General features: G+C 69.7%; 10 protein-coding genes. 7 read left to right on the top strand and 3 right to left on the bottom strand.

The window, feature by feature from the left end:
* Positions 1-99 precede the first annotated feature (99 nt).
* Both D7V88_RS01050 and D7V88_RS01055 read left to right on the top strand, forming a co-directional pair.
* Positions 100-1,239, top strand: a complete 1,140-nt coding sequence (locus D7V88_RS01050) for a mannosyltransferase family protein (RefSeq protein ID WP_244237890.1) — start codon at positions 100-102, stop codon at positions 1,237-1,239.
* Positions 1,236-1,895 (top strand): class I SAM-dependent methyltransferase, encoded by a 660-nt coding sequence (locus D7V88_RS01055; RefSeq protein ID WP_120538702.1) that lies wholly within the window; start codon positions 1,236-1,238, stop codon positions 1,893-1,895. Before D7V88_RS01050 ends, D7V88_RS01055 begins: the two co-directional genes overlap by 4 nt.
* Before the next feature lie 93 nt (positions 1,896-1,988).
* On the opposite strand, the gene D7V88_RS01060 is transcribed toward D7V88_RS01055, so the two are convergent.
* Together D7V88_RS01060 and D7V88_RS01065 are read right to left on the bottom strand one after the other, a co-directional pair.
* Positions 1,989-2,825: a ChbG/HpnK family deacetylase gene (locus D7V88_RS01060; RefSeq protein ID WP_120538703.1), complete on the bottom strand. Its 837-nt coding sequence runs from the start codon at positions 2,823-2,825 to the stop codon at positions 1,989-1,991.
* A gap of 9 nt (positions 2,826-2,834) precedes the next feature.
* Positions 2,835-3,623: a glycosyltransferase family 2 protein gene (locus tag D7V88_RS01065; protein WP_120538712.1), complete on the bottom strand. Its 789-nt coding sequence runs from the start codon at positions 3,621-3,623 to the stop codon at positions 2,835-2,837.
* A 136-nt stretch (positions 3,624-3,759) separates the two neighbouring features.
* On the opposite strand from D7V88_RS01065, the gene D7V88_RS01070 reads away from it, so the two are divergent.
* From D7V88_RS01070 to D7V88_RS01080, 3 genes are all read left to right on the top strand, one after another.
* On the top strand, positions 3,760-4,713 hold the full coding sequence (locus tag D7V88_RS01070) for a GGDEF domain-containing response regulator (RefSeq protein ID WP_120538704.1): 954 nt from the start codon (positions 3,760-3,762) through the stop codon (positions 4,711-4,713).
* A 168-nt stretch (positions 4,714-4,881) separates the two neighbouring features.
* Entirely contained in the window at positions 4,882-6,462 is a 1,581-nt protein-coding gene (locus D7V88_RS01075) for an ATP-binding protein (protein WP_120538713.1), read from the top strand.
* Entirely contained in the window at positions 6,459-7,934 is a 1,476-nt protein-coding gene (locus tag D7V88_RS01080; RefSeq protein ID WP_120538705.1) for a sigma-54-dependent transcriptional regulator, read from the top strand. The genes D7V88_RS01075 and D7V88_RS01080 overlap by 4 nt, the downstream gene beginning before the upstream one ends.
* A 31-nt stretch (positions 7,935-7,965) precedes the next feature.
* Here the strand turns inward: D7V88_RS01080 and D7V88_RS01085 are convergent, their stop codons facing one another.
* Entirely contained in the window at positions 7,966-9,312 is a 1,347-nt protein-coding gene (locus D7V88_RS01085; protein ID WP_120538706.1) for a replication-associated recombination protein A, read from the bottom strand.
* Positions 9,313-9,443: 131 nt separating this feature from the next.
* Here D7V88_RS01085 and D7V88_RS01090 point away from each other — a divergent pair, with 131 nt between their 5' ends.
* Positions 9,444-10,289, top strand: a complete 846-nt coding sequence (locus D7V88_RS01090) for an NAD(+)/NADH kinase (RefSeq protein WP_120538707.1) — start codon at positions 9,444-9,446, stop codon at positions 10,287-10,289.
* Between the two features lie 60 nt (positions 10,290-10,349).
* On the top strand, positions 10,350-11,360 hold a 1,011-nt coding region (locus D7V88_RS01095), incomplete at its 3' end, for a serine/threonine protein kinase (protein WP_244237891.1).

The raw sequence follows: 11,360 nt of genomic DNA on the forward strand, positions 1-11,360 counted from the left end.
TCGTGACGGACCGGGCAGGGGAGGGGGCCCCGCAAGGCCTCCCCCTGGCCTGGAGTCTGGGCCCGGCTTGACGGCGGGTGCGGTTCTGGACCAAGGGGCATGCCCTCCATGGTCCGCTCCGCTCCCCGCGCCGTCCTGTCCGCTGGCCTCGCCGCCCTGGTGGTGTGCACCGCGCTGGTGACGGTGTCCGCGCTCGCGTTCCCCCTGGGCTACAGCCCCGCGCGGCCCACGTGGCCCGGGGCTCCCACGCTGCTGGGCTGGGCGCACTTCGACGCTGGCTGGTACGCGCACATCGCGACGCAGGGCTACAGCTACACGCCCGGCCAGCAGAGCCCGGTGGCGTTCTTCCCGCTGTACCCGCTGGTGCTGCGTGGCCTGGGCCTGCTGCACGTGGACACGTTCCTCGCGGGGATGCTCGTCACGATGCTGTGCGGGCTGGGGGCGCTGTACGTCTTCACGCAATGGGCGCGCACGCGGGCGGACGAGGACGCGGCGAGAAACGCGGGCCTGCTCCTGGCGTTCTACCCGTTCGCGTTCTTTCTCTACGGGGCGATGTATTCGGACGCGCTGTTCCTGCTGCTCGTCATCGCGGCGTTCCTGCTGCTGGAGCGGGGGCAGTTGGGGTTCGCGGTGCTGCTGGCCGCCGTGGCCACCGCGGCGCGGCCGGTGGCGCCCGCGCTGGTCGTCGGACTGCTCGCGCGGCGGCTGGAGTGGAAGCACGAGCGCGGCCAGAAGTGGGGCCTCGTGGACCTGCTGCCGGTGTTCGCGGCGGCGGGCTTCGTGCTGTACGTGCTGTACCAGTGGAAGGCCTTCGGTGAGCCCTTCGCTTTCGTGAAGGTGCAGTCCGCGCCGGGGTGGGATCAGCAGCCGGGCTGGCGCACGTGGGCGAAGCTGCGCTGGTTCCAGGGCTTCAGCCGGGACATGGCGCTGTCGGACGGCCTGCGGTTGGTGGGGCACGCCGTCTTCACCGTGGGGGCGCTCGCGCTGGTGTGGCCGTGCGCGAAGCGGCTGGGGTGGGGCTATGGCGTGTACACGCTGGCCATCGTGGGATTGCCCGCCATGTCGAGCAAGGACTTCATGGGCATGGGGCGCTACCTGCTGGCCGCCTTCCCGTTGTTCCTCACGCTGGCGCTGCTCTTGCGCGAGCGTCCCAGGTTGAGGTGGGGGGTGCTCGCGACGAGCGTGGGGTTGATGCTGGCGCTGACGGTGGCGTTCGGTGCCGCGGAGTACGTGTCATGAGCGGGCTCCTGGCGCAGGCGCTGGAGCGGTACGCGGGGCTGCCCCCAAGCGAGCGCTTCCATGTGCACGCGCGGGCGTCGTCCGCGCCGCTGATGGCGGTGGCTTCACGGCTGCCGGCGGGGACGGTGGCGGACATCGGCTGTGGGCACGGGTTGCTGTCCGCGCTGATGGCGCTCGCGGTGCCGGAGCGCCGGGTGCTGGGCGTGGACCTGGATGCGCGCAAGGTGCGCTGGGCGCAAGAGGCGCTGGCGGGACTGCCCAACGTGACGCTGTCCGTGGGGTCGGTGGAGAAGCTGGCGGCGGAGCATCCCGGGACGCTCGACGCGGCGGTGGTGTGCGACGTGCTGTACCTGCTGCCGGAGGCGCAGTGGCTGGGGTTCCTCAAGGCCGTGCGCGGCCTGCTCAAGCCCGGGGGCCGCTTCCTGTTGAAGGAGGTGGAAGGGGACCGCTCCTGGAAGCACGCGAAGGCGCTCGCGCAGGAGTGGGTGATGGTGTCGCTCCTGGGGCGCACGAAGGCCAGCGGCGGCATGGTGCTGCGGCCGCGCGTGGACGGCGTGCGGATGCTGCGCGACGCGGGCTTCGAGGTGCGCGAGGTGGTGGGGCTGGGCGAGGGCTACACGACGCCGCACCTGCTCTACGACGCGGAGGCGCGCTGAAGGGGCTTCAGCGCAATGTGACCGGGTTCGCGAGCACGAGGTCGCTCTCTCCCCGAGCTTTGACGTTGCCGGGGCTCGTGAGCCCCTCGCTGCTCAGCTCAATGCGCCGTAGTTCGCGAGCACGATGTCGCGCTCCACGAGCTTCGCCTTCACCCGGGGACTTGTGAGCGCCGCCAACTCCGCGCCCCAGCCATAGCGCCATGCCGGATCCTCCGGCACATGCGGCGCGCCTTCTCCCGGATGGCACCCCAGTTCGAAGTCCCCCGGCGGCAGTGCATCCAGCACCGCCAGCAGCGCGGCCTCATCCAGCCGGCCCGCCTCGAACACGCCCCCCGCGCTCACCCGGCGCACGCCCGTCCTTGCCCGGGGCGCCGTGCGCGCCAGCACGGCGAGCACCGTCGTCTTCAACGCCGGCCCGGGAGCGCGCAACCACGACGCACGCGGAAGCGCATCTGGCCACCTGAGGGGCAGTGCCTCCCGTGCGGCGATGCCCTCCACCACCGAACGCACCCCCGGCAAGAGGTGCAGGTGCTGGTGCCCATCCAGGTGGTCCACCCTGGCGCCCAGCTCCCGCGCGCGGAAGAGCTGCGCGGACAACTCCCGCTCCAACTCCTCGCGCCGAACCTGACCGGTGAGCCACGCCCGGGCGAAGTCCGCCCAGCTCGCCCGGAGCCGCCCGTCCGGCGCCACCGTCCGCACCGACTCCGCGGGCGCGGCGCACCGAAGCCGCGTGGACAGCGCCAGATGCACGCCCACCGCCAGCCCCTGCGCCTTCGCGAGCCCCACGGCCTCCACCGCCGAAGGCCCCGTGGCCAGGAGCGTGGCGCTGGTGACGATGCCGTCGCGGTGGGCCTTCAGGATGCCCGCGTCCAGCGACGGGTGCAGGCCCAGGTCATCCGCGTTGACGATGAGGCGCGTGCGCGGCGGCATGGCAGCGTCCTACCCGCGCCCCGTGGTGCCCGTCACGGGCCGCAGCGGCTGCACCGACGGCGGCAGGCGCACCGGCTGCACCGGCGGCGTCGGCGTGCGCGTCTCCGGGTACAGGCTCACCAGCTCCTTCACCATCTTCAGGATGACCGACGGCGAGGCCAGCGTGGAGATGCCGCGCGTGCGCGGGAAGTAGTCCACGCCCATCTGGAACACGCGGAAGCCCTTGCGGATGGCCTTCACCACCAGCTCCGCGTCGATGAACGAGCCCTGGCTCTTGAGCTCCATGGACTCCAGCACCCGGCGGTGCATCAGCTTGAAGCTGAAGTTCACGTCCTTGATCTGGATGTCGAACAACGCCCGGATGAGCAGGTTGTAGACGAACGAGTACACGATGCGCTTCGGACCCTCGCTCGTGCGGTCGAACCGGAAGGCGCAGATCATGTCCGCCTCCAGGTACTCCATCAGGTGCAGCGCCCGCTCCACCTCCCGCATGTCGAACGGCAGGTCGATGTCCGAGTACAGCACCAGGTCCTTCGTGCTCGCCGTCAGCCCCGTGCGCATCGCTCCGCCCAATTTCAGATTGACCGGGTGGGTGATGACCCTGAGCTGCGGCACCTTCGCCGCCAGCGCTTCGCAGACCTCCTGGGTCCGGTCCGTGGAGGCGTCGTTGACGACGATGATCTCGAAGTCGTCCGTGAGCTTCGGCAGCACTTCGAGTGCGCGGCTCACCGCGCGCTCCACGTAGTCCTCCTCGTTCCAGGCGGGGAAGAACAGGCTGATGCTCGGGTACTTGGCCACGGTCGTCATCTCGCGTCGTTCCGTCAGAAAGGAAACGGCGCTCGGTACCAGAGGGTGTGGTTCCGAGGCAAACCCCATGGCCTTCCCCGTGACAAACCCCTAGAGTACCGTCTAGTCATCATTTTACGGGGACACGGTGAAAACCAAGCCCTTCACGCTGCTGGTCGTCGATGATTCGCAGGCGCTGCCTCCCCAACTGGTCCGCACGCTCGGCCCCGAGGACTTCACTCTCCGGGTGGCGCGCTCCGGGCCGGAGGTCCTGGGTCTGACCCAGGAGGTAGACGGCGTCCTGCTCTGCCCCGGCGAAACGAACCCCAAGGAGGCCCAGGCGCTCCTGGAGGCACTCACCCCACCTGTCCCCACGACGTCCCGGCCTCCCGTCCTGGTCATCTCCCCACCGGAAGACAAGGCCCTGAGGCTCGCCGCGCTCCGCAGGGGGGCTGAGTTGATTTTGACCCCATGGGACGAGGAAGAACTGCGAATCCGGCTTTACCGGAGCCTCGAAACGCACCGAAAGTGGACAGAACTCCACTCCCAGGTCGAGGAACTGCGGCGGCTGGCCGTCACGGACGGCCTGACCCAGGTGCACAACCACCGCTACTTCCAGGAGCGGCTGCGTGAGGAGTTCCGCCGCGCGCAGCGCTACGACGAGAGCCTGTCGCTCATCCTGGTGGACCTGGACCACTTCAAGAACATCAACGACGCCCACGGCCACGGCGCCGGGGACCGGGTGCTGCGGGAGGTGGCCGCCTCGCTTCAGCACAGCGTGCGCGAAACCGACCTGGTGGCCCGCTACGGGGGCGAGGAGTTCGCCATCCTCCTTCCCTGTACCCACCTGCCGGGAGCCCTCACCGTCGCGGAGCGCGTGCGCAGGGGCGTTTCCGACCTGCATGCGGGCCCGGAGGGGGCCCTGCGCGTCACGGCGTCCCTGGGGGTCTCCAGCTTCCCCCACCGCTCCATCCTCACCCCGGAACAGCTCCTGCTGACCGCCGACGAAGCCCTCTACCGCGCCAAGCGCGAGGGCCGCGACCGCATCTGCCTGCACCCGCCCGCACCCCTGTTTTCAGCCCCACCCTCCCGGGTTGGCTGACCCGGGGGGGTCATGCACCCAGGGTCGGACTTGACCCGTTTGGGTGTGGTGGGTCTATGATGACCTTGCCCCTTTTTGTCAGGTCCTGGAAAATGGGCGTGATTCCCGGGGCTTATCCAAATCTCGGGTTTGGCAAGGCCATTGCAAATGTCGGAACCCGGAAACTTCATGGGAACCCTGGTGGCACAGGCACAAGCGCAGGATCCGGTCGCCCGAGGGCGGCTGCTGCTCGTGGACGACGAGGAGAACATCCTCAAGTCCATCCGGCGGGTGCTGCGGCGGGGTGAGTGGGACATCGAGACGGCGACGGACGCGGAAGCGGGCCTGCGAACGCTGGAGCGGTTCCACCCGGAGGTCGTCATCTCCGACTTCCGCATGCCGGGGATGAACGGGGTGGAGTTCCTCACCCAGGTGAAGCAGCAGGAGCCCCGGGCCCAGCGCATCATGCTGACGGGGCAGGCGGATCAGCAGGCCATCGAAGAGGCCATCAACCGCTCCGAAATCTTCCGCTTCATCTCCAAGCCCTGGAACGACAGCCACCTGGTGCTCACCGTCAAGAGCGCCTTCGAGCAGCACGCGCTCCAGACGGAGAACGACCGGCTCTACCGCGTCACGCAGGAGCAGAACGCGGAGTTGAAGCGCCTCAACGCGGACCTGGAGGAGCGCGTCGCGGTGCGCACGCGCCTCTTGTCCACCGCGAAGCGCGAGTGGGAGCTCTCCTTCGACTGCATGGAGACGCCGCTCGCGGTGGTGCGCGCGCGGGACTTCGCGGTGCGCCGCGCGAACGTGGCCTACGCGCAGGTGGCCCGCCGCTCCATCGAGGAAGTGCCTTCCGACGTGCCGTGCCACCAGTACCTCTTTGGCCGGGACACGCCGTGCACGGGCTGCCCGCTGCCCTCCGCGATGGAGAGCGGCAAGGGCGCGCGCGGGGAAGTGCAGCAGGGCGGGCGCAGCTATGTGGTGGCGGCCTATCCGTTCGCGGGCGACGACCGCGCGGTGTGCACCTACCGCGACGTCACCGAGGAGCAGGCGATGACGCGCCGGCTCATCGAGACGGAGAAGATGGCGGCGGTGGGGCAGTTGGCGGGCGGCGTGGCGCATGAAATCAACAACCCGCTGGGCGGCATCCTGGCCTTCGCGCAGCTCATGTCGCGCGACGCGGGGCGGAGTGCCAGCGACCTGGAGTCGCTGAAGCTGATTGAAGAGAGCGCGCTGCGCTGCAAGCGCATCGTGGAGAGCCTGCTGAAGTTCAGCCGGCACAGCCGCGTGGAGGACCGCCGCCTCTTCGACGTGTCCAAGTGCGTGGAGGACGCCGCGGTGCTCTTCCGCGCGCAGCTCAAGTCCATGCCCAGGGTGGAGCTGAAGCTGGGCCTGAAGGACGCGCTGCCCAAGGTGTACGGCGACGCGGGCCAGCTCGCGCAGGTGGTGCTCAACCTGCTGCAGAACGGCCTGTACGCGCTGCCCGAAGGCAAGGGGCGCCTGTCCCTGGAGACGGGCCGCGAGGGCGACCGGTGCTTCTTCGCGGTGGCGGACACCGGGACGGGCATTGAAGAGCGCCACCTGCCGCGCATCTTCGAGCCGTCCTTCACCACCAAGCCTCCGGGCGAAGGGACGGGCCTGGGCCTGTCCATCGCCTACCGCATCGTCCAGGACCACGGGGGCACCTTCCAGGTGGACACCCACGTTGGCACTGGCTCCCGCTTCACCGTCTTCCTGCCCATTCCCCTGCAGCTCGAGAGGTTGCCGTGAACCAAGTCAAGCGCGCCAAGGTCCTCGTCGTGGATGACGACTCCGTCGTCCTCAAGGCCGTCACCCAGATCCTCCAGCGGGAGGGGCACCCCGTCGTGGCCATCGACGACGCGGTGGAGGGGCTCGCGGCGGCGAAGGATCCGTCCATCGACGTGGTCGTGCTGGACATCAAGATGCCGCACCTGTCCGGCATGGACCTCTTGCGCGCCATCAAGGCGGACCGCCCGGACGTGGAGGTCATCATGATGACGGCCTTCGCCACCGTGGAGACGGCGGTGGAGGCGGTGAAGGCGGGCGCGTACGACTACCTCACCAAGCCCTTCGAGAACATCGACGAGGTGAGCCTCACGGTGGCCAAGGCCGCCGAGCGCAAGTCCCTCAAGGACCGCACGCGCGCGCTGGAGGAGGCGCTCACCGCGCGCAGCCAGTTCGAGGACCTCATCGGGCAGTCGTCGCAGATGCGCGCCGTGTTCAAGCTGGTGGAGACCGTCAGCCACTCCACCGCCACGGTCCTCATCCAGGGTGAGAGCGGCACGGGCAAGGAACTTGTCGCGCGCGCCATCCACTACCGCAGCGCCCGCCGCGACAAGCCCTTCGTGGCCGTCAACTGTTCGGCGCTGACGGAGACGCTGCTGGAAAGCGAGCTGTTCGGCCACGTGAAGGGCAGCTTCACCGGCGCCACCGGCAACAAGAAGGGCCTCTTCGAGGCGGCCGACGGCGGCACCATCTTCCTGGACGAGATTGGCGACGTGCCCCCGGCCACCCAGGTGCGCCTGCTGCGCGTCCTCCAGGAGGGTGAAGTCAAGCGCGTGGGCGCCAACGAGCCCGTGAAGGTGGACGTGCGCGTCATCGCCGCCACGCACGTGGACCTGTCGCGCGCCAAGGAGCAGGGCAAGTTCCGCGAGGACCTGTTCTACCGGCTCAACGTCATCACCATCGACCTGCCGCCCCTTCGCGACCGCCCGGAGGACGTGCCGCTGCTCGCGCACCACTTCCTCAAGGTCTACACCGGCAAGGCGGACAAGAAGGTCAACGGCATCAGCCCCCGCGCCATGGAGGCCCTCACCTGCAACCGGTGGACGGGCAACGTGCGCGAGCTGGAGAACGTCATCGAGCGCGCGGTGGTGCTCACCGCCAACGAAGCCATCGACGTGGAGGACCTGCCGCCCGGCTTCCAGGCCGCGCCCCAGGCCGACTCGGCGGTGGAGGTGTTCAGCCTGGCGCACCTGCCGTACGCCCAGGCCAAGCGCCTGGCCATGCGCGCCTTCGAGCGCCGCTACCTGTCCGCGCTGCTGGAGAAGAACAACCACAACGTGTCCAGCGCGGCGCGCGCGGCCGGCGTGGACCGCTCCAACTTCCGCCGCCTGCTCAAGCAGTACGAGGTGGCCGGCCGGAGCATGAAGCCGCGTCAGACCAAGGGGCCGGATTCGGACACCGGGCCGGGCCTGCCCGCGCTCGAAGCCGTGTCCTGAGGTTGAAGCCCCCTGACGGGAGGACGGCGCTTCAGCCGTCCTCCCCGGGCTCCCGCTCGCCGGAGGCTTCACGCCGGGCGGCGAGCTGCTGTTGGATGGTCTCGTAGCGCTCGGACAGCTCCGCCTCGAAGCCATTGCGCGTCGGGGTGTAGAAGCAGCGGGCGCGCAGCGCTTCGGGCAGGTAGTCCTCCGGGACGTAGTTGCCCTCGAAGTTGTGCGGGTACTTGTACCCGCCGCCGTAGCCCAGCGACTTCATCAGCTTCGTGGGCGCGTTTCTCAGGTGCATGGGAACGGGCAGCGCGCCCTCCTTCGTCACGGCCTCGCGCACGGCGGCGTAGGCGGCGATGACGGCGTTCGACTTGGGCGCCAGCGCCAGGTACGTCACGGCCTGGGTGAGGGGCAGGGTGCCTTCGGGCAGGCCCATCAACTGGAAGGCCCGGAGCGCGTCCACCGCCACACCCAGCGCGCGGGGGTCCGCGTTGCCCACGTCCTCCGACGCGAAGATGACCATGCGGCGGAAGATGAAGACGGGGTCCTCGCCCGCCTCCAGCATGCGCGTCATCCAGTACAGCGCTGCGTCCACGTCGCTGCCGCGCATGGATTTGATGAAGGCGCTGACGACGTTGTAGTGCTCCTCGCCGCCCTTGTCGTAGAGCAGGAGCTTCTGCTGGAGCGCCTCCTCCGCCACCTTGCGGTCCACCACGGAGCCGCCATGCGCCGCGGCGGCCTCCAGCGCGGTGAGGGCCTTGCGCGCATCGCCTCCGGCCGCGTCCGCGATGAAGTCCAGCGCGGCGTCGTCCACCGTCACCTTGCCGCCCAGGCCCCTGGGGTCCGCCACCGCGCGGCGCATCACCGCCACCAGCTCCTCCTGCTCCAGGCCGCGCAGGGTGATGACGCGGCAGCGGGACAGGAGGGCGGCGTTCACTTCGAAGGACGGGTTCTCCGTGGTGGCGCCGATGAGGGTGACGGTGCCCTTCTCCACGTGGGGCAGCAGCGCGTCCTGCTGTGACTTGTTGAAGCGGTGGATTTCGTCGATGAAGAGCAGCGTGCGCTGGCGGTGGAGCTTCCAGCGGTCCTGGGCGCGGGCCACCGTCTCGCGGATGTCCTTCACGCCCGCGAGCACGGCGGACATCGTCTCGAAGGCGGCGCCGGTGGAGCGCGCGACGAGCTGGGCGAGCGTCGTCTTGCCCGTGCCCGGCGGGCCCCAGAGGATGAGGCTGGGCACCTGGTCCGCCTCCAGGGCGCGGCGCAGGAAGCGGCCCTCGCCGGTGAGGTGCTCCTGGCCCAGGTATTCGGAGAGGGTGGTCGGCCGCATGCGCTCGGCGAGCGGCGCCAGGGAGGCCGTTTCCTTCTGGCTGGCGTGGTCGAACAGGTCCATGTCGTCCCTGAACCTAGCGTCCCAGCGGCTCCCGCGCCCTCCTGATGTCCCGGCGGGGATGTCCGGCGGCGGGCAGGTGCGTCAATTCCCTTGCACCTCTGGCTGGCCGCCTGGACTAGAACCCGGGGGGCGTGCAGACCCTGGTCATCGTCGCGAAGCGAGACACCCCGCAAGCCGTGGCCCTGGCGGCGGAGATCCATGAGCGCTACCCGCACCTGACGGTGCTGGCGGACCGTGCCCTGGCACATGCGCTGAACTGGCCGCGCGTGGAGGACCGGGAGCTGGCGGCGCGCGCGGAGGCGGTGGTGGTGCTGGGCGGTGACGGCACCCTCATCTACGCGGCGCGCCTGTTGGGTGGGCGCAACGTGCCCATCATCGGCGTGAACCTGGGCAGCCTGGGCTTCATGACCGAAGTGCCGGTGGAGGAGCTGTTCACCCGGCTGGCGGACGTGCTGGCGGGCGACTTCCACGTGGACTCGCGGATGAAGCTGTCGTGCCGGCTCATGCGCGGGGGCAAGGTCCTCATCGAGGATGAAATCCTCAACGACGTGGTCATCAACAAGGGCGCGCTGGCGCGCATCGCGGACCACGAGACGTCCATCGATGGCGTGCCCATCACCACGTACAAGTCGGACGGAATCATCCTGGCCACGCCGACAGGCTCCACCGCGTATTCGCTGTCCGCGGGCGGCCCCATCGTGCACCCGTCGGTGGACTGCACCATCCTGTCGCCCATCTGTTCGCACGCGCTGACCCAGCGGGCCATCGTGGTGCCGGCGGACCGGACCATCCGCATCACGCTCAAGAGCGAGACGGCGGACACGTACCTGACGCTGGACGGGCAGACGGGCCACTCGCTTCAGACGGGGGACTGCATTGAAGTCGTGCGTTCGCCCAACCGCGTGGGCCTGGTGCGCAACCCCCGCGTGGCCTTCTTCACCATCCTCCGGCAGAAGCTCCACTGGGGCGAGCGTTGAGCCACGCCGCCGGGTGTGGGACTCCCCTCGTGGCGTGAGGGTAGGGTAGCCTCCGCCCCCGTGACGACGGGTTCCCACACGACGCGGTTCGGGAAGTACGAATTGCAGCAGCGCCTGGGGGCGGGCGGGATGGCCGTGGTGCACCGCGCGCGCTTCACGCTGGCGCCGGGCGTGTCCCGCTCCGTGGTCATCAAGCGCGTGAGGGACCCCTACGCGCAGGACCCGGCCTTCGTGAAGATGTTCCTCAACGAAGCGCGCATCTCCATGGGCCTGAGCCACGGCAACATCGTGCAGGTCTTCGACTTCGGCGAGGTGGAGGGCGAGTTCTTCCTCGCGATGGAGTGGGTGGACGGGCAGCCGCTGTCGCACGTGCTCAAGCGCTCGAAGCTGAAGGGGCTCGCGCACCTGCCCGCGCCGCTGGCGGTGGGGCTGGTGCTGGAGGTCTGCAAGGGCCTGCACCACGCTCACACGCGCCGCGACGAGGAGGGCCGTCCGCTGGGGCTGGTGCACCGCGACGTGTCGCCGGACAACGTGCTCGTCAGCTACGAGGGCGAGGTGAAGCTGTCCGACTTCGGCATCGCGAAGGCGCAGTTGTCGGACCGGCCGGAGACGGAAGCCGGCGTGGTGCGCGGCAAGTACATCTACCTGTCGCCGGAGCAGACGCGCGCGGAGGCGCTGGATGCGCGCTCGGACGTGTACACGGCGGGCGTGGTGCTCTTCGAGCTGCTCACCGGGCGCCGGCCGGTGGAGGGGGATGCGCACGCGGTGATGGAGCGCATCGCCAAGGGGATGCTGACGCCCGCGCACCAGTACGTGCCGGAGCTGGACGCTTCGCTCGTGGCGCTCGTGTCGCGGGCGCTGGCGCTGCGGCGCGATGACCGCTTCACGAGCGCGGAGGACTTCCAGCGGGCCCTGGCGGAGTGGCTCGCGTACCGGGCGCCCCTGTTCCCCGCCACCACGCTGCGCCACCTGATGGGCTGGCTGTTCGAGGAGGAGCTCAAGCTCGCGGGGCATGAGCCGCGCATTCCCGCGTCCTTCCTGCGCCAGGTGGCCATCTGGACGGGGGAGGAC

The sequence above is a fragment of the Corallococcus terminator genome (assembly GCF_003611635.1).
In the GTDB taxonomy this organism is placed as follows: domain Bacteria; phylum Myxococcota; class Myxococcia; order Myxococcales; family Myxococcaceae; genus Corallococcus; species Corallococcus terminator.